Source organism: Pseudomonas sp. CP4, assembly GCF_047758505.1.
Lineage (GTDB): Bacteria > Pseudomonadota > Gammaproteobacteria > Pseudomonadales > Pseudomonadaceae > Aquipseudomonas > Aquipseudomonas fluorescens_AO.
This window is the reverse complement of record NZ_CP180489.1, coordinates 3,279,576-3,305,007: the sequence shown is the minus strand read 5'-3', so window position 1 is coordinate 3,305,007 and position 25,432 is coordinate 3,279,576. Positions and strand designations below refer to the sequence as shown.

Here is a 25,432-nt window from a genome sequence, read left to right as displayed (position 1 = left end):
GGACACAAGAAAAGCGCCAGCGAAGGGATCGGTGACGGTTGGCAAGCCAAGGGCAGAAAATGAAAAGGCTATTGTGAGAGGACGTTACAGAGGCTAATAATAGCCATTATCATTAACTCGCCAGTTTCTCCCATGCCCCTACCCGCCCACATAGCTGCGATCGAGCAAATCTACGAGCAACATCATTCGTGGCTATATGGCTGGCTCAAGGGCAAACTGCACAACGCCTGCGATGCAGCCGATGTGGCGCATGACACGTTTTTGCGAGTTCTGGCGGCGCGCAATGCAGCTCATATTCGTGAGCCAAGGGATTACCTGACGACCATTGCGCGCGGCTTGGTCATCGATCGTTATAGGCGGAGGGCGATTGAAAGCGCTTATCTGCAGGCCCTCGCAGCTCGGCCGCAAGCGACAATCGTCAGCGAAGAAGACAGAGCGCTGATCATTGAAACCCTGGTTGCTGTGGATAAAGCGTTGACCGGGCTGGGCACGCGGACACGGCAGATCTTCATGCTTTCGCAAGTCGACGGACTGACTTATCAACAGATCGCCATGCAATTGAGGGTCTCGCTGACCACTGTGAAAAAACACATGATCCGCGCCCTGACTGAATGCGCCCTGATCATGGCGCAACCATGATGGCCGCCGCTGCAGACCGTCAGGTATTCGAGACTGCCGCCAGTTGGTACGTGCAGTTTCAATCCCAGCCACCGAGCGTTGCCGAACAAAAGGCCTGGCAGCTGTGGATAGACAGCGATCCGGCGCATCTGGCGGCGTGGAACCAGATGGAACAATTGCAGCGCCACCTCGGTACGCTGCCGCAGGATCTGAAACGACGTGCGCTCAATAGCGGCCAACAACGACGCCAGGTACTCAAACTGCTACTGCTTGCAGTGGGAACAGGTTTCGTTGGCTGGAACGTTCAACGACACACATCCCTCGGCAACGTCTGGGCCGACTATAAAACCGGTGTGGGCCAGCGTCGCACCATCAGCCTGGCCGATGGCAGTGAGATCCAGCTCAACACCAACTCGGCCATTGATGTCTCTTTCGACGCAGCACAACGCCTGATCCAACTGCGTGCCGGTGAAATCCTCGTCCAAACCGGCAAGCTTGGCGATCAGCGGCCGTTCTATGTGCAAACCCGTGACGGGCGGATACAAGCATTGGGCACCCGGTTCTCGGTGCATCAGATGCCGAACTCAACCCGGGTCGGCGTGCTGGAGGATCGAGTCAGTGTCCAACCTGCGCACTCATCCACCGCTGTGCAAATCCTGAAAGCAGGCGAAGGCGCGGATTTCGACAATCAGCATATCGGCCTCAGTCGTCCCTTCCAGTCATCAGAAGTGGCCTGGATCAACGGCCAATTGATCGTCCTGAATGCGCGCTTGGGCGATGTCATCGCAGAATTGGGTCGCTATCGCAGCGGTGTATTGCACTGTGATCGCCGCGCTCGGGATCTGCGGGTCTCCGGGACTTTCCGGCTCGATTCGACCGACGCAGTGCTGGCCAACCTTAAGGCTTCGTTGCCGATCAATGTCCGCTATTTCAGTCGTTACTGGGTGTCGATCAGCCACAGCGTTTGATCAAAAAAAGCCTGGGGAAAAATAATCGCACAGAGGGTTATCTTTTTTCGCCCTGACCCGGCCCTACAGGTAATCGCGATCAACGCGGCTCTTCGCCACCTTCAGGGCTAACCCACACATGCGTCTTCCCACGTTCCGTCAGCGCTTTTCTCCACACTGCATTGCATACAGCTTATTGATGGCCAGCGCTGCGTCTTGTCTGGTGATCAGCAACAGCGCCTTCGCGGCGTCGACCTTCCAGCGCTTCGCCATCGCCGCCGGCCCGCTGGATAGTGCCTTGAGCCAGTTCGCCGCTGCCGCCAATGTGATTCTGTCGTTCTCGCCGCAGCAGACCAGCCGCTTGCGCAGTGCCGGGTTGAACGGCGACTTCAGCGTCGAACAGGGTTTCGCTCAATTGTTGCAAGGCTCCGGATTACAGGCCGTGCCGCAAGCCCCCGGCAGTTACATTCTGCAGGCCTTGCCCAACGGAGATTCCCTCGAACTGGCGCCGACCAACATCACCGCGCAGTTGGCCAATCCAATGGATCTGGATTACGCCGCCGACGTCGGTTACAAGGCGCAAAACAGCCGGATCGGTACGAAAACCAGTACCCCGCTGTCGGAAACACCGCGTTCGGTGTCAGTGGTAACCGGACAACGCATCAAGGATCAGAAATCCCAGACACTCACCGACGTCCTCGGCTATGTACCGGGGATCTTCGCCCCACCGTTCGCCGCCGGCGACAGTCTGGCGGGGGACTTGTTCTATATCCGCGGCTTCAACGCCACCGATTACGGCTACGGTCTGCTCCGAGATGGACTGCGCGTGCAGGGCAATCGCTATGACACCAGCACCGAGCCGTACGGACTTGAACGGGTCGAGGTATTCCGTGGCCCTTCTTCGCTGCTGTATGGTGAAAATGCGCCGGGCGGTCTGGTCAATCTGGTCAGTAAGCGTCCGACTGCCGCGCCTCAGGGCGAAGTGCAGCTGGGCTATGGCTCGAACAATCGCCGGCAAATCGGCGTCGACGTCTCCGGCCCGCTCAATGACAGCGGCAACGTTCTCGGACGCGTGGTGATGCTGGGGCGCAAATCCGATACCCAGACCGATCACGTGCCTGACGACCGCATTTATATCGCCCCTTCGCTGTCCCTGAATTTCGACGACTTCAATACGCTGACACTGCTGGCCAACTACCAGAAAGACCACACCAACATGGAGCTCGGTCTGCCGGCCGCCGGCACGTTGCTGAGCAATCCCAACGGGAAATTGTCCAAAGGCACCATGCTCGGCGACCCGGACTGGAATACTTTCGAACGGGAAACCTGGAGCACCGGTTACGAGTTCAGCCACTCGTTCAACGATGACTGGCAGTTCCGCCAGAACTCGCGCTACATGCAGTCGCGCATCACCCGCCACGAAACCTGGCCGGGCAATCTGAACAACGCCGGCTTCGGCACGCGGTTGAACATGACCGCCTATGATCGCTTCAACAAATCCATGGTGTATTCGCTGGATAACCAGCTCGAAGGCAAATTCCAGGCTGGCGATCTGGAGAACACCGTGCTGTTTGGCGCCAGCTACGATCGCACCTCGTTCAACCAGGACTGGAATGCCGGCATTGTCGGGCCGATCGACATCTACAACCCGGTCTACCTGCGTGATCCGACGACGCCAATTGCTGTGCAGAACACGTTGCTTGAGCAGCAGATGAAAGGCGTTTATGCACAGATCCAGAGCAAATACGACCATTGGCTGTTCCTGGTCGGCGGACGTCAAGATTGGGTCGACAGCGACTTCCGCGACAAAGTGGCGCGAGGCAGCAACATCAGCTCCGAGGACAGGAAGTTCACCTATCAGGGCGGCGTGATGTATCAGTTCGACAACGGCATGACGCCATATGTCAGCTACTCCACTGCGTTCGTGCCGGTGCAGCAGATTTCCAATGCCGGCGCACCGCTTGATCCGATCACCAGCAGCCAGTACGAAGTGGGCTTGAAGTACGAACCGATCGGCTGGGACACCGCGTTCACCGCTTCGGTGTATGACCTGCGCAAGAAGGACGACACCTATTTCGACGCAACCACGTCGACCTATCGCCAAGTGGGTGAAAGCCGCGCCAAGGGCGTGGAGTTGGAACTCAACAGCAATCTGACGCAGAACCTCAATGTCACGGCGGCCTATACCTACACCGACGCGAAGATCACCAAGGATGCAGCGACATCGCTGGTTAAAGGCCATCAAATGACCGGCGTGCCGCGTAATCAGGCCTCGGTCTGGGCGAAATATCGCTTCCTCGACAGTGATCTGAAAGGCTTGTATGTGGCCGGTGGCATACGCTATTTCGACAGTGCGTTTGCCTACACCTCGCCTTCTCTGTACGGAAAGCTGGATGCTGGCGACGTCACATTGATCGACGCGGCTGTTGGATATCAGATCGATACACACTGGAGTGTCGATCTGAATGCGAAGAACCTGTTCGACAAGGAATATGTGTCGGGCTGCAACGACGCAGGCCGCTGCTATTGGGGCGAGGATCGTACTTTGCTCGGTACGGTGTCCTATAACTGGTGAATAAAAAAAAGGCTGTGGATGAATTATCCACAGCCCTTTTTTATTTGCCGATGCAGAAGCTGGAGAAAATCCTTCCGAGCAAATCATCAGAGCTGAACGCCCCGGTAATTTCACCCAGGGAATGCTGAGCCTGGCGCAAATCCTCGGCGAGCAACTCGCCAGCCCCGGCCAGGGTGAGTTGCGCGCGGCCATGTTCCAGTGCCGCGCTGGCGTGGCGCAGTGCTTCCAGGTGCCGGCGACGTGCGCTGAAACTGCTCTCCGACGTCTGCTCGTAACCCATGCACGCCTTGAGGTGATCACGCAGCAGGTCGAGGCCTTCGGCAGACTTGGCGCTGAGACTGATGGTCACGTGGCCGTCGTCACTGGTTTCCAGAGCAATCGTTTCGCCGGACAGATCGGCTTTGTTGCGGATCAGGGTGACTTTCGTCGGATCCGGCCGAGACTCGAGGAATTCCGGCCACAAGGCAAAAGGATCGAGTGCCTCTGGTGCGGTCGCATCGACTACCAATAGAACCCGATCCGCTTCACCGATGGCTTTCAAGGCCCGTTCCACACCGATCTTTTCCACATGATCATCGGTGTCACGCAGTCCCGCAGTATCGACGACGTGCAACGGCATGCCGTCGATGTGGATATGTTCGCGTAGGATATCCCGCGTGGTGCCAGCAATCTCGGTAACGATGGCGGCCTCACGACCGGCCAAAGCATTCAACAGGCTGGATTTTCCGGCATTCGGCCGACCAGCGATGACGACGGTCATGCCATCACGCAATAACGCACCCTGTCCCGCTTCGCGGAGCACTGTGGATAACTCATCGCGTACTTTGTCGAGCATGCTTAATACGTGGCCGTCGGCGAGAAAATCGATTTCCTCTTCCGGGAAGTCGATGGCGGCTTCGACGTAGATACGCAAGCCGATCAGTTGCTCGGTCAGGTTATGCACACGCTGGGAAAACGCACCCTGCAATGAACGCAGCGCATTGCGCGCAGCCTGGGCAGAACTGGCTTCGATCAAGTCGGCGATTGCCTCGGCCTGGGCCAGATCGAGTTTGTCATTGAGGAAGGCGCGCTCGCTGAATTCACCCGGACGGGCAAGACGGCAGCCCAGTTCCAGACAGCGTTTGAGCAACATGTCCAGCACGATTGGGCCGCCGTGGCCTTGGAGTTCCAGCACGTCTTCGCCTGTGAAAGAGTTCGGCCCCGGAAAATACAGAGCCAGACCTTCATCCAGCACCTGCCGGTCGTCACTGAAAAACGGCCCGTAATGGGCGTAACGCGGTTTCAGTTCTCGGCCGCTGATGGCTTTTGCCGCCACGCTGGCCAACGGCCCCGAAATACGGACGATGCCCACACCGCCGCGCCCTTGGGCGGTGGCGACGGCGGCGATGGTTTCACGGGGTGTGCTCATAAAGCGGCATCCAGACAAAAGTGGCAGATAGCAAAACGCCCCACTAGGGGGCGTTTTGAGTGGTGTTATCCACAGTGCAAGTTACGCCTCGGCTTTTTTCGTTGCCGCTTCGATCTTACGCGTGATGTACCACTGTTGTGCAATCGACAGGCAGTTGTTCACAACCCAGTACAGCACCAGACCCGCCGGGAACCACAGGAAGAAGAACGTGAAAATGATTGGCATCATTTTCATGACCTTCGCCTGCATCGGATCCGGAGGCGTCGGGTTCAGCTGCTGCTGGATGAACATGGTTGCGCCCATGATGATCGGCAGAATGAAGAACGGATCCTTGATCGACAGGTCAGTGATCCACAGCATGAACGGCGCCTGACGCATTTCCACGCTTTCCAGCAGAACCCAGTACAGCGACAGGAAGACCGGCATCTGCACGAGGATCGGCAAGCAGCCGCCCAGTGGATTGATCTTCTCTTTCTTGTACAGCTCCATCATGGCCTGCGACATTTTCTGCCGGTCATCGCCATGTTGCTCTTTCAGCGCAGCCAGTTTCGGTGCCACGGCACGCATGCGCGCCATCGATTTGTAGCTGGCTGCCGACAGCGGGAAGAAGATCCCTTTGATCAGCATGGTCAGGAAGATGATCGACCAGCCCCAGTTACCGACGATGGCGTGGATATGTTGCAGCAGCCAGAAGATCGGCTGGGCAATGAACCACAGAATGCCGTAGTCGACGGTCAGTTCCAGACCTGGGGACAACTCTTTCAGTACAGCCTGGCTTTTCGGACCGGCGTACAGCACAGCGCTGGTTTCAACTTTTCCACCTGGAGCAGCGGTCAGAGTAGGACCGGTGTAACCGATGATGTAGTTGCCTTTGCTGTCCTTACGGGTCTGGACGATGTTGTTTTCGCCCTTGGCCGGGATCCACGCGGTCACGAAGTAGTGCTGCAGCCAGGCTACCCAGCCACCGGTGACAGTTTCCTTGAGCTGCGCCTTGTCCATGTCCTTCATCGACACTTTCTTGTACGGCTCGGAACTTGTCCACAGGGCAGCGCCCAGGTAAGTCGCGGTGCCAGTAGCCGTGGTCGACGACGGATCAGCACTGGCGTCTCGCTTCAACTGGGCAAACATTGCGCCGTTCCAGGGCTGAGCGCTCTGGTTATCCACAATGTAGGAGACGGCAACGTCATACAGGCCACGTTTCACGGTGAAACGCTTGATGTAATTCACGCCGTCCTTGCTGAATTTCAGGTCAACGACGAGTTGATCCTGACCGTCAGCCAGTTGGTAAACCTTCTTCTCCGAGGAATAAACCGGACGACCGGCCGGGTTTGCGTCCGGACCGTTGGTACCGATCAGACCGCTTTGCGCCAGATACACACGTTCGCCGCCGTTATCGAACAGCTGGAACGGAACGTCAGGACGGTCCTGACGGCGTGGATACAGAGGCAGAGTCAGTTGCGCAACGTCGCCACCTTGTGGATCGATCGCCAGATCGAGCACATCGGTCTTGACCTGAATCAGGTCCTTGCTGGCAGCAACCGGCGTTTCCGCTGGTGCACTGGTATCGCTGGCGGCGCGCGGAATATCGTCACTGGCGGCAGTATTTGTGCCAGTGGCGGTGTCCGGCAAACCGGATGTAGTCGTACTGGAAGCAACATTCTGAGTCGGCAGGGCAGCCTGGCCATAATCCTGGTTCCATTTAAGAACCATGACGTAGGACACGATTGCCAGGGCGACGATCAGGATCGTGCGTTTGATATCCATGATTACTCGGCCATCGAAGAAGAACGGGAGGTAGGGACAGGTGGAACCGGGTCATAACCACCGGGATTCCACGGATGACAGCGACCTAAACGACGAAAGGTCAGCCAGCCACCGCGCAGAAGGCCATGATTTTCAATGGCTTCATACGCGTAGCAGGAACAACTGGGGTAGAAGCGACAGTGGCTGGCCATTAGAGGACTAATGGCATAGCGATAAAACTGGATCGGAACGAGGGCCAGTTTACGCATCGGTACTGTCTACCCCTACAGTTTCGGTTTTGACTGCCGGAACGGGCTTGTTGCGTGCCAGACGCTTCCAGAGCTTGCCGAAATGCTGAATCAATTCGGGGTTTTCTACATCACCCAAACCTTTGCGCGCGACGATAACGATGTCCCAGCCGACCAGTGAATCCTGGTGCAGACGGAACGATTCGCGCATCAGACGTTTGAGGCGATTGCGTTCAACGGAGAGCTTTACACTCTTTTTCCCGATAACCAGCCCTAGACGGGGGTGATCAAGATCGTTGTCGCGTGCAAGGAGCAGGAGGTTTTTCCCCGGAACCTTGCCGGTAGGGGAGTCAAAGACTGCCTTGAAATGCCGGGGGGTAAGCAGACGCTTTTCCCGACTGAAGTCCTGACTCACCTCCAGTACCGGATTATCAAACTGCCAGACGCGCACGACCTTTGGCGCGACGACGCGACAGGACTGCGCGGCCGTTCTTGGTAGCCATGCGAGCACGGAAACCGTGGGTACGAGCGCGTTTGATAGTGCTTGGTTGGAAAGTACGTTTCATGTCGTGTTACCTGGTTCGTCCACAACGGGCCGGAATGGCCCCCGTTTTAAGAGACCGGGGATTCTAGAGAAAGCAAGCCCTCAGGTCAATTTCCAACCAGCGTTTCCTTATAAATAGATCGAGGCAGGGTTTGCGCTCGAAGGCCTGTCAGCCAGATATAAAAATAAAGAAGGGAATTATTTAAAGCTTTTCTGTAAAGCTTGTAAAAGCTGGACACGCAATCTTCTGTGGATAACTGCTATCAGGCCTTATTCTGTGCGGTGTACAGAGAATGACAACTACAGTGGAAAACCGTGTTCAGCCTGTGCTGCGCTGTCGGATAAGCTGTGCGTGGAATGGGCTGTTATCCACAGGCTGGTTATCCACCGAGTTTGGCCCCTACTTGTCCAGTGCCCTCAGAGGTGTTTATCCACAGGGCTTATTCACATGCCGTTGGTCGCCTTTTAATGCTTTAACGCATTGATAAATGATGGTGAGGGACCTACCTGCATGTGGATAAGTGAACCGCTCGCCGCTACAATGGCCGCTTGTTTTTGCCTCACCGGCTTTCAACTTAGGGGATATCCGTGTCAGTGGAACTTTGGCAGCAGTGCGTAGAGCTTTTGCGCGAAGAGCTGCCTGCCCAACAATTCAACACCTGGATCCGTCCACTACAGGTCGAAGCCGAAGGCGACGAGTTGCGCGTCTACGCACCCAATCGTTTCGTGCTGGACTGGGTCAACGAAAAGTACCTGGGCCGCGTCCTCGAATTGCTCGATGAACATGGCAATGGCTCGACGCCGTCGCTGTCCTTGTTAATAGGCAGCAAACGCAGCTCGGCACCTCGTGCCGCACCCAATGCACCACTGGCGGCCGCGCAGGTTGCTCAGGCGCAGGCCAACAACGCGCCGTCGAGCAACCCGGCACCAGCGCCCGCGCCTGCTCCGGCCAAGCGTTCCACGCAGAAAACCGCTGAAGTCAGTGAAGAGCCTTCCCGCGACAGCTTCGACCCGATGGCCGGTGCCGCCTCGCAGCAGGCGCCGGTTCGCGCCGAACAGCGCACCGTGCAGGTAGAAGGTGCGCTCAAGCACACCAGCTATCTCAACCGCACGTTCACCTTCGAGAATTTTGTTGAAGGTAAATCCAACCAGCTCGCCCGTGCGGCGGCCTGGCAGGTGGCGGACAATCCCAAGCACGGTTACAACCCGCTCTTCCTTTATGGTGGCGTCGGCTTGGGTAAAACCCACTTGATGCACGCAGTGGGCAACCATCTATTAAAGAAGAATCCGAATGCCAAGGTCGTGTACCTGCATTCCGAGCGTTTCGTGGCCGACATGGTCAAGGCGCTGCAACTGAACGCGATCAATGAATTCAAGCGTTTCTACCGTTCGGTGGACGCCTTGCTGATCGACGATATTCAGTTCTTCGCCCGCAAGGAGCGCTCCCAGGAAGAGTTTTTCCACACCTTCAACGCTCTGCTTGAAGGTGGCCAGCAGGTCATTCTCACCAGTGACCGCTACCCGAAAGAAATCGAAGGCCTTGAAGAACGTCTCAAATCGCGCTTTGGCTGGGGCTTGACCGTTGCCGTCGAGCCGCCTGAGCTGGAAACCCGTGTGGCGATTCTGATGAAGAAGGCCGATCAGGCCAAAGTCGAGCTGCCCCATGACGCCGCGTTCTTCATTGCCCAGCGCATCCGCTCGAACGTCCGCGAACTGGAAGGCGCGCTGAAACGCGTGATCGCCCACTCGCACTTCATGGGCCGCGACATCACCATCGAGCTGATTCGCGAATCCCTGAAAGACTTGTTGGCGTTGCAGGACAAACTGGTCTCTGTGGATAACATTCAGCGAACTGTCGCCGAATACTACAAGATCAAGATCTCCGATCTGCTGTCCAAGCGCCGTTCGCGCTCGGTAGCACGTCCGCGTCAGGTGGCCATGGCGTTGTCCAAGGAACTTACCAACCACAGCCTGCCGGAAATCGGCGATGTGTTTGGCGGCCGCGACCACACTACGGTGCTGCACGCTTGCCGCAAGATCAATGAACTTAAGGAATCCGACGCGGACATCCGCGAGGACTACAAGAACCTGCTGCGTACACTGACCACTTGATGAACACCAGCGCAGCTTATTAAGGCAAGGGACTAGACCATGCATTTCACCATTCAACGCGAAGCCCTGTTGAAACCCCTGCAACTGGTCGCAGGCGTCGTCGAGCGCCGACAGACCTTGCCGGTACTGTCCAACGTGCTGTTGGTCGTCGAAGGCCAGCAACTGTCGTTGACCGGTACCGACCTTGAGGTCGAGCTGGTCGGTCGCGTGCAACTTGAGGAGCCGGCTGAAACAGGTTCCATCACCGTGCCGGCGCGCAAGCTGATGGACATCTGCAAGAGCCTGCCCAACGATGCGCTGATCGACATCAAGGTCGACGAGCAGAAGCTGGTAGTGAAGGCCGGTCGTAGCCGCTTCACCCTGTCGACCCTGCCGGCCAACGATTTCCCGACCGTCGAAGAAGGCCCGGGCTCGCTGACCTGCAGCCTGGAGCAGAGCAAACTGCGTCGTCTGATCGAACGCACCAGCTTCGCCATGGCCCAGCAGGACGTGCGTTACTACCTCAACGGCATGCTGCTGGAAGTTTCCGCTGGTGTGATCCGCGCCGTGGCCACCGACGGTCACCGTCTGGCGATGTGCTCGATGCAGGCCGATATCGGTCAGCCGGATCGCCATCAGGTGATCGTGCCGCGCAAAGGTATCCTCGAACTGGCGCGTCTGCTCACTGAGCCGGATGGCAATGTCAGCATCGTCCTCGGTCAGCATCACATCCGCGCCACCACGGGCGAGTTCACCTTCACCTCGAAACTGGTTGACGGTAAATTCCCGGATTACGAACGCGTACTGCCCAAAGGTGGTGACAAGCTGGTACTCGGCGATCGTCAGGCGTTGCGTGAAGCGTTCAGTCGTACCGCGATTCTGTCCAACGAGAAATACCGCGGTATCCGTCTGCAACTGGCCAGCGGTCAGTTGAAGATCCAGGCCAACAACCCGGAGCAGGAAGAAGCGGAAGAAGAAGTGGGCGTGGAATACAACGGCGGCTCGCTGGAGATCGGTTTCAACGTCAGCTATCTGCTCGACGTGCTGGGCGTGATGACCACCGAGCAGGTTCGCCTGATCCTGTCCGACTCCAACAGCAGTGCGCTGGTGCAAGAGTCCGACAATGACGACTCGGCTTACGTTGTCATGCCGATGCGTCTGTAATCAGCTGATCCTGAATGTCGTTAAGTCGTGTTTCGGTCACCGCGGTGCGTAATCTGCACCCGGTGACCTTCTCCCCCTCCCCCCGCATCAACATTCTTTACGGCGCCAACGGCAGCGGCAAAACCAGCGTTCTGGAAGCCATTCATCTGCTGGGGCTTGCCCGTTCGTTTCGCAGCACGCGGCTGTTGCCCGTCATTCAGTACGAACAGCTCGCCTGTACTGTATTTGGTCAGGTTGAGCTGGCTGAAGGCGGACACAGTGCGCTGGGGATTTCTCGCGACCGTCAGGGCGAGTTCCAGATTCGCATCGATGGCCAGAACGCCCGTAGCGCTGCGCAGCTGGCGGAGATCCTGCCGTTGCAGTTGATCAACCCGGACAGCTTCCGTCTGCTGGAAGGCGCGCCGAAGATTCGCCGGCAGTTTCTCGACTGGGGTGTGTTCCACGTTGAACCGCGTTTCATGGCCACCTGGCAGCGTTTGCAGAAGGCGCTGCGCCAGAGAAACTCCTGGCTGCGGCATGGTACACTTGACGCCGTTTCGCAAGCGGTATGGGACAGGGAACTGTGCCAGGCCAGCGCCGAAATCGATGAATACCGCCGCGCTTACATCACAGCCTTGAAACCGGTCTTCGAACAGACCTTGAGCGAACTGGTTGAGCTTGAGGGTTTGACGCTCAGCTATTACCGAGGCTGGGACAAGGACCGCGAATTGAGCGCCGTACTCGCCGGTTCCGTGCAACGGGACCAGCAGATGGGGCACACCCAGGCCGGACCGCAACGCGCTGATTTGCGTCTCAGATTGGGCGCACACAATGCCGCAGACATCCTGTCCCGGGGTCAGCAGAAATTGGTGGTCTGTGCGCTACGGATTGCCCAAGGGCATCTGGTCAGCCAGGCCCGTCGCGGACAGTGTATTTATCTGGTGGATGACTTGCCGTCCGAGCTGGACGAGAGCCACCGTCGCGCGCTGTGCCGCTTGCTGGAAGACTTACGCTGCCAGGTGTTCATCACCTGTGTAGATCACGAATTACTGAGGGAAGGCTGGCAGACGGAAACGCCAGTCGCTTTGTTCCACGTGGAACAGGGCCGTATCACCCAGACCCACGACCATCGGGAGTGAAGGCATTGAGCGAAGAAAATACGTACGACTCAACGAGCATTAAAGTGCTGAAAGGCCTGGATGCCGTACGCAAACGTCCCGGTATGTACATTGGTGACACCGACGATGGCAGCGGTCTGCACCACATGGTGTTCGAGGTGGTCGACAACTCGATCGACGAAGCCCTTGCCGGCCATTGCGACGACATCAGCATCATTATTCACCCGGACGAATCCATTACCGTCAAAGACAACGGTCGTGGCATCCCGGTAGACGTGCATAAAGAGGAAGGCGTTTCTGCCGCTGAGGTCATCATGACCGTCCTCCACGCTGGCGGTAAGTTCGACGACAACTCCTACAAGGTTTCCGGCGGTCTGCACGGTGTAGGTGTTTCGGTAGTGAACGCACTATCCGAAGAACTGGTCCTGACCGTCCGCCGCAGTGGCAAGATCTGGGAACAGACCTACGTCCATGGCGTGCCTCAGGCACCGATGGCCATCGTTGGCGACAGCGAGACCACCGGCACCCAGATCCACTTCAAGGCTTCCAGCGAAACCTTCAAGAACATTCACTTCAGCTGGGACATCCTCGCCAAGCGCATTCGTGAACTGTCCTTCCTCAACTCCGGTGTCGGCATCGTCCTCAAGGACGAGCGCAGCGGCAAGGAAGAACTGTTCAAGTATGAAGGCGGCCTGCGTGCGTTCGTTGAATACCTGAACACCAACAAGACTGCGGTCAACCAGGTGTTCCACTTCAACATCCAGCGCGAAGACGGCATCGGCGTGGAAATCGCCCTGCAGTGGAACGACAGCTTCAACGAGAACCTGTTGTGCTTCACCAACAACATTCCGCAGCGCGACGGCGGCACCCACCTGGTGGGCTTCCGTTCGGCACTGACGCGCAACCTGAACAACTACATCGAGCAGGAAGGTCTGGCGAAGAAGCACAAAGTCGCCACCACCGGTGACGATGCCCGTGAAGGCCTGACCGCCATCATCTCGGTGAAGGTGCCGGATCCGAAGTTCAGCTCGCAGACCAAAGACAAGCTGGTGTCTTCCGAAGTGAAAACCGCGGTCGAACAGGAGATGGGCAAGTACTTCTCCGACTTCCTGCTGGAGAACCCGAACGAAGCCAAGCTGGTGGTCGGCAAGATGATCGACGCCGCCCGTGCCCGTGAAGCTGCGCGCAAGGCCCGTGAGATGACCCGCCGCAAAGGCGCGCTGGACATCGCCGGCCTGCCGGGCAAACTCGCTGACTGCCAGGAAAAAGACCCGGCGCTGTCCGAACTGTACCTGGTGGAGGGTGACTCCGCGGGCGGCTCTGCCAAGCAGGGACGTAACCGCAAGACCCAGGCGATCCTGCCGTTGAAGGGCAAGATCCTCAACGTCGAGAAAGCCCGTTTCGACAAGATGATCTCGTCCCAGGAAGTGGGCACGCTGATCACCGCGCTGGGCTGCGGCATCGGTCGCGAAGAGTACAACATCGACAAGTTGCGCTATCACAACATCATCATCATGACCGATGCTGACGTCGACGGTTCGCACATCCGCACCCTGCTGCTGACCTTCTTCTTCCGTCAGCTGCCGGAGCTGATCGAGCGTGGCTATATCTACATCGCCCAGCCACCGCTGTACAAGGTCAAGAAAGGCAAGCAAGAGCAATACATCAAAGACGACGACGCCATGGAAGAGTACATGACGCAGTCGGCCCTGGAAGATGCAAGCCTGCACCTGAACGAAGAAGCCCCGGGCATTTCCGGTGAAGCGCTGGAACGTCTGGTCAACGACTTCCGCATGGTCATGAAGACGCTCAAGCGCCTGTCGCGCCTGTACCCACAGGAGCTGACCGAGCACTTCATCTATCTGCCGGCCGTCAGCCTCGAAACTCTGGGCGACCACGCAGCGATGCAAGAGTGGCTGGCCCAGTATGAAGTTCGCCTGCGCACCAACGAGAAGTCCGGCCTGGTCTACAAGGCCAGCCTGCGCGAAGACCGTGAACGTGGCGTCTGGCTGCCGGAGGTCGAACTGATCTCCCACGGCCTGTCGAACTACGTCACCTTCAACCGCGACTTCTTCGGCAGTAACGACTACAAAACCGTGGTCACCCTGGGCGCGCAACTGAGCACCCTGCTCGACGAAGGCGCGTACATCCAGCGTGGCGAGCGCAAGAAAGCCGTCACCGAGTTCAAGGAAGCCCTCGACTGGCTGATGGCCGAAAGCACCAAGCGCCACACCATCCAGCGCTACAAAGGTCTGGGCGAAATGAACCCTGATCAGCTGTGGGAAACCACCATGGACCCAAGCGTGCGACGCATGCTGAAGGTCACCATCGAAGACGCCATCGGCGCAGACCAGATCTTCAACACCCTGATGGGTGATGCGGTCGAACCTCGCCGGGACTTCATCGAGAGTAACGCGCTGGCGGTTTCGAACCTGGATTTCTGATCCAGGTTGTCGTCAACGAAAAAGGCCAACGCATCGCGTTGGCCTTTTTTATTTCGGGGTCTGTCCTTCCAAGCCAGTCCGGGCATTTTGCTTGGGATGGGCTACTCGACCGCAGTTGCGACACTTTCGAGACGATAGCCATACCCATAGATCGTCAGTAACTGCCAACCCCGATCTGCCGTCAGCCCGAGCTTGTTGCGCAATCGGTAGATATGCGTATCCAGCGGCCGCGAGGAAGTTGTTTCCTCGTTCGGCCAGAAGCGCTCGTACAGATAATCCCGCGACAATGGTCGCCCCAGGTTGCTGAACAGACACCGCGCCAGTCGGTATTCGCGCTCAGTCATGAGGATCGGTTTGCCTTCGCGGGTTACGGTCAATTCGGCGTCGTCGAAAGTCAGGTCGTGAAACGTTTGTACTTCACCTGCCGCACTGCGCGGTTGGCTATGCCGGCGCAATACCGCCGCTACCCTCGCCTTCAACTCGTTGGGGCGAAACGGCTTGCTGACATAATCATCGGCCCCGGCATTCAGGGCTTGAACGATATCGCTTTCGCCGTCGCGACTGGTCAGCATGATCGCGGCCGGTGGCGCGTCCATGTGTTCACGGGTCCAGCGCAGCAGTGCCAGACCCGTGAGGTCGGGAAGTTGCCAGTCGAGGATCAGCAGGTCGAACGTTTCCCGGCGTAACTGGCGCAACAAGTCTTCGCCACGCTCGAAGCTGTGCAGTGACCACGGCTGTTCCCCAACTTCGGCCATTTGCTCCAGGGTTTGCTCGACCCGGCGCAGTTCGGCGGGTTCGTCGTCCAGAATGGCAACGCGCATCGGCGGTGTTCCTTGTCGCTGGGGCTGGGATGTCGACAATAGCGACTCCCCGGCCGCGATGAAAGAAGCAGCCCGTCGGTAGTCGACGTCCGCTATGATTCTTCGGGTCTACGCCTCAGACCTGAGACCTATGAGCACATCCCACATCGCTTTGCCGTTTGCGCCATGAATAAACCTCAACGCCGACTTGAAAGTCGGGAGCCGAGCCAGGTCCAGCGTCTGTTCCGGCGGTTGGTGCGCGAGTGGTTGTGGATAAGTCTAGTGCTGTTACCGCTGACTGGCCTGTTGTCTTATCGCGCTCAGGTCAATCTGCACAATCCGTCGCCGGCGCTTGGCGCGCTGCTGTCGGTGACGATGGTCGCGTGTGTGCTGGGATTGTTGCTGTGGCGACCGCGTTGGGCGCTGTGGGTAACCTTGATCGGCATGGCCGGTGCGCTGATCAGCAGTGCCCTGCTCGCCGAGATCCGCCACTGGTGGTCGCCGACATCTGCGGCGCTGGGCATGTTGTTCGGTTACCTGATCTGGAACTGGCGGCGCCTGAGTGTGGTGCTGACCTATTTCGGCTGGGAGCTGGCGCGTCTGGACAGTGAACCGAAAGTCTTCCCGGAACGACGCCGGACTCGTTTTACCGGAACTGATCAACTGCAAGGCCAGATCATGGCGCTCGAACAAGCCATGAGCCGCACCCGCGATACCCGACGTTTCATTGCCGATGGCCTGGAATACCTGCCAGTGGCGACGCTGATCAGTGATCCGCAGGGCAAGATTCTGCTGGGCAATCGCAAAGCGCGTGAGCTGTTCGAAGATCCATTGGTAGGGGACGACGTACTCGAGCAACTGGCTCGGCTCGGCTATCCGGATTTATCCACAGCGCCGCGACCGGCGCTGGCCACGCTGGCGCTACTGGAGTTCCGCGATCACAAGGAACGCAGCCTGCGCCTGGAAAGAGCGGCGTTGCTACCGGTCGATGGCGATACACCGATCGGTTGGCTGCTCAGCCTGACGGATTTGAGCGCCGAGCGCGCCGCCGAGGAGCAACGCGGCGTCCTGCTGCGCTTTCTTTCCCACGACCTGCGCGCGCCGCATTCGGCGATCCTCGCCCTGCTCGATGTGAATCGCCATCAAGCGGGCGCTGATGCGCCGTTGTTCGAGCAAATTGAGCGTCAGGTGCGCCGCGCGCTGGATCTGACCGATGGTTTCGTCTTGTTGGCGCGAGCTGAGTCCGAGACCTACCAGTTCCGCCCGACGTTGTTCGCGATGCTGGTATTGGACGTCCTTGATCAGGCGCTGCCCATCGCACAGCAGAAACGCATCGAGCTACTCAACGAAGTTGATGAGGAATGCCAGGAGCGGCTGATTCTCGCCGATCAGGGATTGCTGACGCGCGCCCTGTTCAATCTGCTGGAAAACGCCATCAAGTACAGTCCGGCAAACAGCACCGTGCAACTGAAGGTCAGCTGTTGTGGGTCATGGCTGCGCTGCGAATTGACCGATCAGGGCAAAGGGATTGCTGCTGATGAATTGCCTGACCTGTTCAGCCAGTATCGGCGTTTCTCCTCAGCCCAAGGCATCGACGGCGTGGGCCTGGGTCTGTCGATGGTCAAAGCTGTGATTGATCATCATGGCGGTACGATCGAGTGTCACAGCGTGGTCGATGCGGGAACCACATTCCGCATCGAGTTGCCGCTGATTGCCGAATGAACAAGCACAAAAAAACCGGCTATAAGGACCGGTTTTTTTACATCGGAATAAAACTTATGCACGGATTTCGTTCAATTTGTCGATAAAGAAATATACTTTAAAAACAATACGTTAGATAACGGTTGCGGACTTTTTAAACGAAAGCGTACACAGGTTATCCACAAAATTCAGACAGCCAGTTGATCACTGGCTGCCGGTGCCTGTGGCGCCTGCGGTAGCGAACCCATTTCGCGCTGGGTTTTCTCGTTCCACGCCTGCACACGGTCATTCAGATCAGCGATAGCGCGCGGCCCGCTGCCTTCGGCATACATCGGTTCGCCGATGACCACGGTGATCACTCCGGACTGTTTGCCCCAGCCGATTTTTGGCCAGAATTTGCCGGCATTGTGTGCAATCGGCAGCACCGGAAGCGCCGCATTCACAGCCAACGCGCTGCCACTGCGGGAGAATTTTCCGACAGTGCCGTAGGGGACTCGTGTGCCTTCGGGAAAGATCAGCACCCAGACGTTGTCCTTGAGCAGTTCGTCGCCTTTGGCTGCGACTTGTTTGAGCGCGGCTTTCGGGTTGTCGCGGTCGATGGCGATCGGGCGCAGCATGGCCATGGCCCAGCCGAAGAACGGCACGTACAGCAATTCGCGCTTGAGCACCTGGCTCAATGGCGAGAAATAAGCGGAGAGAAAGAACGTCTCCCAAGTGCTCTGGTGGTTCGACTGAATCACGCAGGGCCGGTCTGGCACGTTTTCCGCGCCTTTGATTTCGTAGCGGATACCAAGGAACACCTTGGTCAGCCACAGGGCGCAACGGCACCAGTAGACATTGATGAAACGATAGCGCGCCTTGAATGACAGAAACGGCGCGATGAAAAAGCTCAGGCTGCACCACAGCAACGCTGTTGTACCCAGCAGCAGATAGAAAACAAAGATTCTGAAGGCCCGCAGTATCGACATGGCGACGGTTACCGTTACGGGGCAATGCCCGACTGTTCAAGCGCACTCCCGAGCAATCCCTGGCCAGGAAATTCAGAAGTACTCTAGTTGTGGATAAGTTCTGCGGCAATCGCCGCCAGATCGTCAAAAATCAGAGTGCCCACCGGCAGGGTTTTGCCCCGGGTCTTTTCGCCTTTCCCGGTCTTCACCAAAACTGGCTGTGAATCGACGGCTTTGGCGGCCTCCAGGTCACCAAGGCTGTCGCCAACGAACCAGACATTGGTCAACGGCACCGTGTAATGCTCGGCAATGGTTCTCAACATTCCCGGTTTCGGTTTACGGCAATCGCAGCCTTCGTCCGGGCCATGCGGGCAATACACGATCAAGCCAACTTCGCCACCCTGCTCCGCGACCAGCTCGCGCAGGCGCGCGTGCATGGCCTCGAGGGTGGCGATGTCGTAATAGCCGCGAGCAATGCCCGACTGGTTGGTGGCCACCGCCACCGTCCAGCCGGCCTTGCTCAACTGCGCGATCGCTTCGATCGAGCCGGGCAGCGGAATCCACTCCTCCACCGACTTGATGTAGGCATCGGAGTCGTAATTGATCACGCCGTCACGATCGAGAATCAGCAGTTTCAACAGCAATCCCTCAACCCAGCAGCGAAATGTCGGCAACACCCAGGAACAAGCCACGCAGACGCGCCAGCAGCGCGTAACGGTTGGCCCGCACGTTGGCATCGTCGGCATTGACCATCACCGCGTCGAAGAACGCGTCGACCGGCTCGCGCAGGGCGGCCAGGCGTGCCAGCGATTCGTTGTACTGACGCGCCGCGGCCATTGGCTGCACCGCTTGGTCCGCTTGCTGGATTGCCGAATACAGCGAGAACTCGTTGGCGTTGTCGAAATACTTGGCTTCGACCACGGTCGGTACCGAGCCTTCGACCTTGCTCAACAGGTTCGACACACGCTTGTTCACCGCTGCCAGCGCTGCCGCTTCCGGCAGTTTGCGGAAGGCCTGCACCGCTTGCACACGCTGGTCGAAGTCCAGCGCCGAGCCCGGCTTGAGGGCACGGACCGACAGGTAAGTAGCGACATCGACGCCTTCTTCTTCATAACGCGCCCGCAGGCGGTCGAAGATGAATTCCAGCACGGCTTCGTTGAGGCCGGCAGCCTTGACCTTGGCGCCGAATGCATTCACCGCGAAAGCCACGGCGTCGTTCAGGTCCAGGTCCAGTTGTTTCTCGATCAGGATACGCAGCACGCCCAGTGCCGCACGGCGCAGGGCATACGGGTCTTTGCTGCCGGTTGGCAGCATGCCGATACCGAAGATGCCGACCAGGGTGTCGAGCTTGTCGGCGATGGCGACAGCTGCACCGGTCAGGGTCGCCGGCAATTCAGCCCCGGCACCGCGTGGCATGTACTGCTCGTTCAAGGCCAGCGCGACGTCCTGCGGCTCGCCGTCATTGAGGGCGTAGTAGTAACCGGCGACGCCTTGCATCTCCGGGAACTCGCCGACCATTTCGGTGGCCAGGTCGCACTTCGACAGCAGGCCCGCGCGGGCGGCCCACGAAGCGTTGCCGCCGATGCGTGCGGCGATGTACGCCGCCAGTTTCGATACGCGCTCGGCCTTGTCGTAGACGCTGCCGAGCTTTTCCTGGAACACCACGTTCTGCAGGCGCAGGTTGAAGTCTTCGAGCTTCTGCTTCTTGTCCTGCTTGAAGAAGAACTCGGCGTCGGTCAGACGTGGGCGAACCACTTTCTCGTTACCGGCGATGATCTGCTGCGGGTCTTTGCTTTCGATGTTGGCCACGGTAATGAAACGTGGCAGCAATTTGCCGTCGGCATCCAGCAGGCAGAAATACTTCTGGTTGTCCTGCATGGTGGTGATCAGCGCTTCCTGCGGCACGTCGAGGAAGCGTTCCTCGAAGGAACACACCAGCGGCACCGGCCATTCGACCAGTGCGGTCACTTCGTCGAGCAGCGCCGGCGGCACGATTGCGGTGCCTTCCTGACGGGTAGCCAGCTCTTCGGTGCGCTTGCTGATGATCTCGCGACGCTCGTTGGCATCGGCCAATACGTAAGCGGCACGCAGGTCAGCGAGGTAGCTCGATGGCGAACTGATGCGCACGCTTTGCGGGTGATGGAAACGGTGGCCACGGGAGTCACGGCCAGCCTTCTGCGCAAGGATCGTGCAGTCGATGACCTGGTCACCGAGCAGCATCACCAGCCACTGGGTTGGACGCACGAATTCTTCCTTGCGCGCACCCCAACGCATGCGTTTCGGGATCGGCAGGTCGTTCAGCGAGTCTTCGACGATGGTTGGCAGCAGGCTCGCAGTCGGCTTGCCGGCGATGTTCTGGCTGTAGCGCAGTTTCGGACCGCTCTGGTCGATTTCGCTCAGCTCGACGCCGCACTTCTTGGCGAAGCCGAGGGCGGCCTGAGTCGGATTGCCGTCAGCGTCGAACGCCGCCTGACGCGGCGGGCCATCGAGGTTGATGCTGCGATCCGGCTGCTGAGTGGCCAGCGCAGTGATCAGCACGGCCAGACGACGGGGCGCGGCATAAACGGTTTTGCTTTCGTAGCTCAGGCCGGCGGCTTGCAGGCCCTTGTCGATACCGGCAAGGAACGCATCAGCCAAAGTGTTCAGGGCTTTGGGCGGCAGTTCTTCGGTGCCCAGTTCAACCAGAAAATCTTGCGCACTCATTGTGCAGCCTCCAGCTTGGCCAGTACTTCATCACGCAGGTCCGGGGTCGCCATCGGGAAGCCCAGCTTGGCGCGTGCCAGCAGGTAGGCTTGCGCAACGGAACGCGCCAGGGTGCGTACGCGCAGAATGTATTGCTGACGCGCAGTCACCGAGATCGCCCGGCGCGCATCCAGCAGGTTGAAGGTGTGCGACGCCTTCAGGACCATTTCGTAGCTCGGCAACGGCAGCGGCTGATCGAGTTCGATCAGGCGCTTGGCTTCGCTTTCATAGAAGTCGAACAGCTCGAACAGTTTGTCGACGTTGGCGTGTTCGAAGTTGTAGGTGGACTGCTCCACTTCGTTCTGGTGGAACACATCGCCGTAGGTGACTTTGCCGAACGGCCCGTCAGCCCAGACCAGGTCGTAGACCGAATCGACGCCTTGCAGGTACATCGCCAGACGCTCGAGACCGTAGGTGATCTCGCCGGTCACCGGGTAGCACTCGATGCCGCCCGCTTGCTGGAAGTAGGTGAACTGGGTGACTTCCATGCCGTTGAGCCAGACTTCCCAGCCCAGACCCCAGGCGCCGAGGGTCGGCGATTCCCAGTTGTCTTCGACGAAGCGGATGTCGTGCACCAGCGGGTCGAGGCCGACATGCTTGAGTGAGCCCAGGTACAGTTCCTGGAAATTGTCCGGGTTCGGCTTGAGCACGACCTGGAACTGGTAGTAGTGCTGCAGACGGTTCGGGTTTTCGCCATAACGGCCGTCAGTCGGACGGCGGCTTGACTGCACGTACGCGGCGTTCCAGGTTTCCGGGCCAATGGCGCGCAGGAAGGTCGCGGTGTGGAAAGTGCCGGCGCCTACTTCCATATCGTAGGGCTGAAGTACCACACAACCTTGCTCGGCCCAGTATTGCTGGAGCGCGAGGATCAAGTCTTGGAAGGTACGCACGGCTGGCGTAGGCTGGCTCACGAAATTCACCTGTTTCTTGGGCTGCGATTTAAAGAGCGGGAGTATACCCGATTCGTTGCTGCGCACGCCCCCTGGAGCCTTATGCCACGCTGCTTTTGGTGTACCGAAGATCCGCTGTACATGGCTTATCACGATCAGGAGTGGGGCACGCCGCTACGCGATGCGCAGGGTTTGTTCGAGTTGCTTTTGCTCGAAGGGTTCCAGGCCGGGCTGTCGTGGATAACCGTGTTGCGCAAACGTGAGCGCTATCGCGAGGTGCTGTTCGGCTTTGACGTGCAGCGCGTGGCGCAGATGAGCGATGCCGAAATCGACGAGCTCATGCTCGACCCGGGCATCATCCGCAATCGCCTGAAACTCAACGCCGCGCGGCGCAATGCCCAGGCGTGGCTGGCGCTGGAGGATCCGGTGGCATTGCTCTGGTCATTCGTGGGCGACCAACCGATCATCAATCATTTCAAGGATCGCAGCGAAGTCCCGGCGATCTCCCCCGAAGCGCTGGCGATGAGCAAGGCGCTGAAAAAAGCCGGCTTCACCTTCGTCGGTCCGACCATTTGCTACGCGCTGATGCAGGCCTCGGGCATGGTCATGGACCACACCCAGGATTGCGACCGCTACGCGCAGCTTGCCAACGCCGGTTAGAATGCCCGCCTTGCGCACAGCACAAAGATCAGGAGTGACCTGTGGAAAAGTTTAAAGGCGCCTTGCTGGTAGGCGCTCTGCGGCTGTTTGCCCTGCTGCCATGGCGAGCCGTGCAGGCCGTGGGTTCGGCGATCGGCTGGATCATGTGGAAAACCCCCAACCGTTCCCGCGACGTGGTGCGGATCAACCTGTCCAAGTGTTTTCCCCAGATGGATGCGGCCGAACGTGAGCGTCTGGTCGGGCAGAGTCTGAAAGACATCGGCAAGTCGCTGACCGAAAGCGCCTGCGCGTGGATCTGGCCGGCGCAGCGCTCGATCGATCTGGTCCGTGAGGTCGAAGGTCTCGATGTGTTGAAAGACGCGCTGGCTTCGGGCAAAGGCGTGGTCGGCATCACCAGCCACCTCGGCAACTGGGAAGTGCTCAACCACTTCTATTGCAGCCAGTGCAAACCGATCATTTTCTACCGTCCGCCGAAGCTCAAGGCAGTGGATGAATTGCTGCGCAAACAGCGCGTGCAGCTGGGCAACAAGGTCGCGGCGTCGACCAAGGAGGGCATTCTCAGCGTCATCAAGGAAGTGCGTAAGGGTGGTGCCGTGGGCATCCCCGCCGACCCGGAGCCGGCCGAATCCGCCGGGATTTTCGTGCCGTTCTTCGCCACTCAGGCGCTGACCAGCAAATTCGTGCCGAACATGTTGGCCGGCGGCAAAGCGGTCGGTGTGTTCCTGCATGCCCTGCGCCTGCCTGACGGCTCGGGCTACAAAGTGATCCTCGAAGCCGCGCCAGAAGCGATGTACAGCACCGATACCGCCGAATCCTGCGCGGCCATGAGCAAAGTGGTCGAGCGTTACGTCGCGGCGTATCCGAGCCAGTACATGTGGAGCATGAAACGCTTCAAGAAGCGTCCCCCGGGTGAGGCGCGCTGGTACTGAGCAACTTCGCTTGGGTGACGGTTAAAACAGACGCCTTGGCCCGTCTGTAGCTCAAAGCGCCTGCCGCTCGAGCTTCTTCAGGAACACCGTCATCTCCTTCTCGGCCTGTTTGTCACCGTGGGCGCGGGCGGCTTCCAGGCCCTGTTCCCAGGCCTGACGCGCAGCGGCGTGATCGCCTAGCGCCAGCTGCGCCTTGCCCAGCAGCTTCCACGCCGCCGAGTATTTCGGGTCGAACGCGACACAACGCTGAAAATGCTCGACAGCCTTGGCGTTTTCGCCCAGATCCAGATACCCCTTGCCCAGGCCGAAGCGCAACAAAGCGTTATCCACACCCTTGGCGAGCATTTTTTCCAGGGATTCGAGCATTTTATTCAACCTCGCATGATCGTTCCCACGCTCCGCGTGGGAACGCAGCCCGGGACGCTCCGCGTCCCTTCAACAGCTGAACGCGGAGCGTCCGCTGAGGCGTTCCCACGCAGAGCGTGGGAACGATCAGTGGTGGGATCAGAAAAAGCTCAAACCCACATGAAACAGCTTCTCCACATCGCGAATATGCTTTTTATCCACAAGGAACAGAATCACGTGGTCGCCCGCTTCGATCACCGTGTCGTCGTGGGCGATGATCACTTTCTCGTTGCGGATCACCGCGCCGATGGTGGTGCCCGGTGGCAGGCCGATCTTCTCGATCGGCTTGCCGATGACCTTGCTCGACTTGGCATCGCCGTGGGCAATCGCCTCGATCGCTTCGGCCGCGCCGCGTCGCAGTGAGTGCACGCTGACGATATCGCCTCGGCGCACGTGGGCGAGCAAGGTGCCGATGGTCGCCAGTTGCGGGCTGATGGCGATGTCGATGTCGCCGCCCTGGATCAGGTCGACGTAGGCCGGGTTGTTGATGATCGTCATGACCTTCTTCGCCCCCAGCCGTTTGGCCAGCAGCGAGGACATGATGTTGGCTTCGTCATCATTGGTCAGGGCGAGGAAGATATCGGCGTCGGCGATGTTCTCTTCCAGCAGCAGGTCTCGGTCCGAAGCGCTGCCCTGCAGCACCACAGTGCTGTCGAGCGTGTCGGAGAGATAACGGCAACGCGCCGGGCTCATCTCGATGATCTTCACCTGGTAACGGCTTTCGATGGCCTCGGCCAGGCGCTCGCCGATCTGCCCGCCACCGGCGATGACGATGCGTTTGTAAGTCTCGTCGAGGCGGCGCATTTCGCTCATCACTGCGCGAATATCCTCACGGGCAGCGATGAAGAAGACTTCGTCATCCGCCTCGATCACCGTGTCGCCCTGGGGCAGGATCGGTCGGTCACGGCGGAAAATCGCCGCCACGCGCGTTTCGACATTCGGCATGTGCTCACGCAACTGGCGCAATTGCTGGCCGACCAGCGGCCCGCCGTAATAGGCGCGCACCGCCACCAGTTGCGCCGCGCCTTCGGCGAAGTCGATCACCTGCAACGCGCCGGGATGCTGGATCAGGCGCTTGATGTAATGGGTCACGACCTGCTCGGGGCTGATCAGCACGTCGACCGGTATCGCTTCGTTCTGGAACAGCTGCTCCTCGCGATTGAGGTACGAAGCTTCGCGCACCCGGGCGATCTTCGTTGGCGTGTGGAACAGCGTGTGGGCGACCTGGCAGGCGACCATGTTGGTTTCGTCGCTGTTGGTCACCGCCACCAGCATGTCGGCGTCATCGGCACCGGCCTGACGCAGCACCGACGGCAACGAGCCACGGCCCTGCACGGTGCGGATGTCGAGCCGATCGCCGAGGTCGCGCAGGCGCTCGCCATCGGTGTCGACCACGGTGATGTCGTTGGCCTCGCTGGCCAGATGTTCGGCCAGCGAACCGCCGACCTGTCCCGCACCGAGGATGATGATTTTCATCCA

At 58.9% G+C, this 25,432-nt stretch carries 22 protein-coding genes; 10 read left to right on the top strand and 12 right to left on the bottom strand.

Annotated features, from left to right (window positions below; translation table 11 throughout):
- Positions 1–132 precede the first annotated feature (132 nt).
- The 3 genes from ACMYUN_RS14700 (at position 133) to ACMYUN_RS14690 (ending at position 4,140) form a co-directional block, all read left to right on the top strand.
- On the top strand, positions 133–639 hold the full coding sequence (locus ACMYUN_RS14700; RefSeq protein WP_415760984.1) for a sigma-70 family RNA polymerase sigma factor: 507 nt from the start codon (positions 133–135) through the stop codon (positions 637–639).
- Positions 639–1,586: a FecR domain-containing protein gene (locus tag ACMYUN_RS14695; protein WP_415760983.1), complete on the top strand. Its 948-nt coding sequence runs from the start codon at positions 639–641 to the stop codon at positions 1,584–1,586. Before ACMYUN_RS14700 ends, ACMYUN_RS14695 begins: the two co-directional genes overlap by 1 nt.
- A 118-nt stretch (positions 1,587–1,704) precedes the next feature.
- Entirely contained in the window at positions 1,705–4,140 is a 2,436-nt protein-coding gene (locus ACMYUN_RS14690; RefSeq protein ID WP_415760982.1) for a TonB-dependent siderophore receptor, read from the top strand.
- 40 nt (positions 4,141–4,180) lie between these two features.
- On the opposite strand, the gene mnmE is transcribed toward ACMYUN_RS14690, so the two are convergent.
- From mnmE to rpmH, 5 genes are all read right to left on the bottom strand, one after another.
- A complete protein-coding gene (gene mnmE / locus ACMYUN_RS14685; protein WP_415760981.1) occupies positions 4,181–5,548 on the bottom strand; it encodes a tRNA uridine-5-carboxymethylaminomethyl(34) synthesis GTPase MnmE in 1,368 nt (455 codons plus the stop codon).
- A gap of 81 nt (positions 5,549–5,629) precedes the next feature.
- Entirely contained in the window at positions 5,630–7,312 is a 1,683-nt protein-coding gene (yidC, locus tag ACMYUN_RS14680; protein ID WP_415760980.1) for a membrane protein insertase YidC, read from the bottom strand.
- Positions 7,313–7,314: 2 nt separating this feature from the next.
- Positions 7,315–7,560: a membrane protein insertion efficiency factor YidD gene (yidD, locus tag ACMYUN_RS14675; protein ID WP_027901580.1), complete on the bottom strand. Its 246-nt coding sequence runs from the start codon at positions 7,558–7,560 to the stop codon at positions 7,315–7,317.
- Positions 7,553–7,954 carry a ribonuclease P protein component gene (gene rnpA / locus ACMYUN_RS14670; RefSeq protein WP_039757776.1) on the bottom strand — a complete coding sequence of 134 codons (402 nt, stop codon included), beginning with the start codon at positions 7,952–7,954 and terminating at the stop codon, positions 7,553–7,555. The genes yidD and rnpA overlap by 8 nt, the downstream gene beginning before the upstream one ends.
- A 16-nt stretch (positions 7,955–7,970) precedes the next feature.
- The gene (gene rpmH, locus ACMYUN_RS14665) at positions 7,971–8,105 is read right to left on the bottom strand and encodes a 50S ribosomal protein L34 (protein ID WP_003213577.1); all 135 of its coding nucleotides are present in this window, start codon (positions 8,103–8,105) and stop codon (positions 7,971–7,973) included.
- Positions 8,106–8,671: 566 nt separating this feature from the next.
- On the opposite strand from rpmH, the gene dnaA reads away from it, so the two are divergent.
- From dnaA to gyrB, 4 genes are read left to right on the top strand one after another with little or no spacing between them, the layout of a single operon-like run.
- Positions 8,672–10,195 (top strand): chromosomal replication initiator protein DnaA, encoded by a 1,524-nt coding sequence (gene dnaA / locus ACMYUN_RS14660; RefSeq protein WP_310402825.1) that lies wholly within the window; start codon positions 8,672–8,674, stop codon positions 10,193–10,195.
- Positions 10,196–10,234: 39 nt separating this feature from the next.
- A complete protein-coding gene (gene dnaN, locus ACMYUN_RS14655) occupies positions 10,235–11,338 on the top strand; it encodes a DNA polymerase III subunit beta (RefSeq protein ID WP_016772390.1) in 1,104 nt (367 codons plus the stop codon).
- Between the two features lie 14 nt (positions 11,339–11,352).
- A complete protein-coding gene (gene recF, locus ACMYUN_RS14650; protein ID WP_016772389.1) occupies positions 11,353–12,456 on the top strand; it encodes a DNA replication/repair protein RecF in 1,104 nt (367 codons plus the stop codon).
- A 5-nt stretch (positions 12,457–12,461) separates the two neighbouring features.
- Complete coding sequence (gene gyrB / locus ACMYUN_RS14645) at positions 12,462–14,879, top strand: DNA topoisomerase (ATP-hydrolyzing) subunit B (protein ID WP_024014948.1); 2,418 nt, start codon at positions 12,462–12,464, stop codon at positions 14,877–14,879.
- A 101-nt stretch (positions 14,880–14,980) separates the two neighbouring features.
- On the opposite strand, the gene ACMYUN_RS14640 is transcribed toward gyrB, so the two are convergent.
- Entirely contained in the window at positions 14,981–15,700 is a 720-nt protein-coding gene (locus ACMYUN_RS14640; protein ID WP_415760978.1) for a response regulator transcription factor, read from the bottom strand.
- A gap of 165 nt (positions 15,701–15,865) precedes the next feature.
- Between ACMYUN_RS14640 and ACMYUN_RS14635 the strand changes: the two genes are divergently transcribed.
- On the top strand, positions 15,866–17,401 hold the full coding sequence (locus tag ACMYUN_RS14635) for an ATP-binding protein (RefSeq protein WP_415760977.1): 1,536 nt from the start codon (positions 15,866–15,868) through the stop codon (positions 17,399–17,401).
- A 167-nt stretch (positions 17,402–17,568) separates the two neighbouring features.
- Here the strand turns inward: ACMYUN_RS14635 and ACMYUN_RS14630 are convergent, their stop codons facing one another.
- The 4 genes from ACMYUN_RS14630 to glyQ all read right to left on the bottom strand — a co-directional run bounded on the left by ACMYUN_RS14630 (position 17,569) and on the right by glyQ (position 21,980).
- Positions 17,569–18,348, bottom strand: a complete 780-nt coding sequence (locus ACMYUN_RS14630; RefSeq protein WP_415760976.1) for a lysophospholipid acyltransferase family protein — start codon at positions 18,346–18,348, stop codon at positions 17,569–17,571.
- Between the two features lie 83 nt (positions 18,349–18,431).
- Positions 18,432–18,971 (bottom strand): D-glycero-beta-D-manno-heptose 1,7-bisphosphate 7-phosphatase, encoded by a 540-nt coding sequence (gene gmhB / locus ACMYUN_RS14625; RefSeq protein ID WP_165368387.1) that lies wholly within the window; start codon positions 18,969–18,971, stop codon positions 18,432–18,434.
- A 4-nt stretch (positions 18,972–18,975) separates the two neighbouring features.
- Complete coding sequence (gene glyS / locus ACMYUN_RS14620; RefSeq protein ID WP_415760975.1) at positions 18,976–21,030, bottom strand: glycine--tRNA ligase subunit beta; 2,055 nt, start codon at positions 21,028–21,030, stop codon at positions 18,976–18,978.
- A complete protein-coding gene (gene glyQ / locus ACMYUN_RS14615) occupies positions 21,027–21,980 on the bottom strand; it encodes a glycine--tRNA ligase subunit alpha (protein WP_129998029.1) in 954 nt (317 codons plus the stop codon). Before glyQ ends, glyS begins: the two co-directional genes overlap by 4 nt.
- A gap of 81 nt (positions 21,981–22,061) precedes the next feature.
- On the opposite strand from glyQ, the gene ACMYUN_RS14610 reads away from it, so the two are divergent.
- Positions 22,062–22,619, top strand: a complete 558-nt coding sequence (locus tag ACMYUN_RS14610; RefSeq protein WP_415760974.1) for a DNA-3-methyladenine glycosylase I — start codon at positions 22,062–22,064, stop codon at positions 22,617–22,619.
- Positions 22,620–22,660: 41 nt separating this feature from the next.
- Entirely contained in the window at positions 22,661–23,548 is an 888-nt protein-coding gene (locus tag ACMYUN_RS14605; RefSeq protein ID WP_039757181.1) for a lysophospholipid acyltransferase, read from the top strand.
- Between the two features lie 51 nt (positions 23,549–23,599).
- Here the strand turns inward: ACMYUN_RS14605 and ACMYUN_RS14600 are convergent, their stop codons facing one another.
- Together ACMYUN_RS14600 and trkA are read right to left on the bottom strand one after the other, a co-directional pair.
- Positions 23,600–23,914 (bottom strand): tetratricopeptide repeat protein, encoded by a 315-nt coding sequence (locus ACMYUN_RS14600; RefSeq protein WP_415760973.1) that lies wholly within the window; start codon positions 23,912–23,914, stop codon positions 23,600–23,602.
- 138 nt (positions 23,915–24,052) lie between these two features.
- A complete protein-coding gene (trkA, locus tag ACMYUN_RS14595) occupies positions 24,053–25,429 on the bottom strand; it encodes a Trk system potassium transporter TrkA (RefSeq protein WP_415760972.1) in 1,377 nt (458 codons plus the stop codon).
- Positions 25,430–25,432: the final 3 nt, after the last annotated feature.

Coding starts and splice junctions, on each gene's coding strand:
- ACMYUN_RS14700 (WP_415760984.1), top strand. CDS start 133: ATGCCCCTACCCGCCCACATAGCTGCGATCGAGCAAATCTACGAGCAA.
- ACMYUN_RS14695 (WP_415760983.1), top strand. CDS start 639: ATGGCCGCCGCTGCAGACCGTCAGGTATTCGAGACTGCCGCCAGTTGG.
- ACMYUN_RS14690 (WP_415760982.1), top strand. CDS start 1,705: ATGCGTCTTCCCACGTTCCGTCAGCGCTTTTCTCCACACTGCATTGCA.
- mnmE (WP_415760981.1), bottom strand. CDS start 5,548: ATGAGCACACCCCGTGAAACCATCGCCGCCGTCGCCACCGCCCAAGGG.
- yidC (WP_415760980.1), bottom strand. CDS start 7,312: ATGGATATCAAACGCACGATCCTGATCGTCGCCCTGGCAATCGTGTCC.
- yidD (WP_027901580.1), bottom strand. CDS start 7,560: ATGCGTAAACTGGCCCTCGTTCCGATCCAGTTTTATCGCTATGCCATT.
- rpmH (WP_003213577.1), bottom strand. CDS start 8,105: ATGAAACGTACTTTCCAACCAAGCACTATCAAACGCGCTCGTACCCAC.
- dnaN (WP_016772390.1), top strand. CDS start 10,235: ATGCATTTCACCATTCAACGCGAAGCCCTGTTGAAACCCCTGCAACTG.
- recF (WP_016772389.1), top strand. CDS start 11,353: ATGTCGTTAAGTCGTGTTTCGGTCACCGCGGTGCGTAATCTGCACCCG.
- ACMYUN_RS14640 (WP_415760978.1), bottom strand. CDS start 15,700: ATGCGCGTTGCCATTCTGGACGACGAACCCGCCGAACTGCGCCGGGTC.
- ACMYUN_RS14635 (WP_415760977.1), top strand. CDS start 15,866: ATGAATAAACCTCAACGCCGACTTGAAAGTCGGGAGCCGAGCCAGGTC.
- ACMYUN_RS14630 (WP_415760976.1), bottom strand. CDS start 18,348: ATGTCGATACTGCGGGCCTTCAGAATCTTTGTTTTCTATCTGCTGCTG.
- glyS (WP_415760975.1), bottom strand. CDS start 21,030: ATGAGTGCGCAAGATTTTCTGGTTGAACTGGGCACCGAAGAACTGCCG.
- ACMYUN_RS14610 (WP_415760974.1), top strand. CDS start 22,062: ATGCCACGCTGCTTTTGGTGTACCGAAGATCCGCTGTACATGGCTTAT.
- ACMYUN_RS14600 (WP_415760973.1), bottom strand. CDS start 23,914: ATGCTCGAATCCCTGGAAAAAATGCTCGCCAAGGGTGTGGATAACGCT.
- trkA (WP_415760972.1), bottom strand. CDS start 25,429: ATGAAAATCATCATCCTCGGTGCGGGACAGGTCGGCGGTTCGCTGGCC.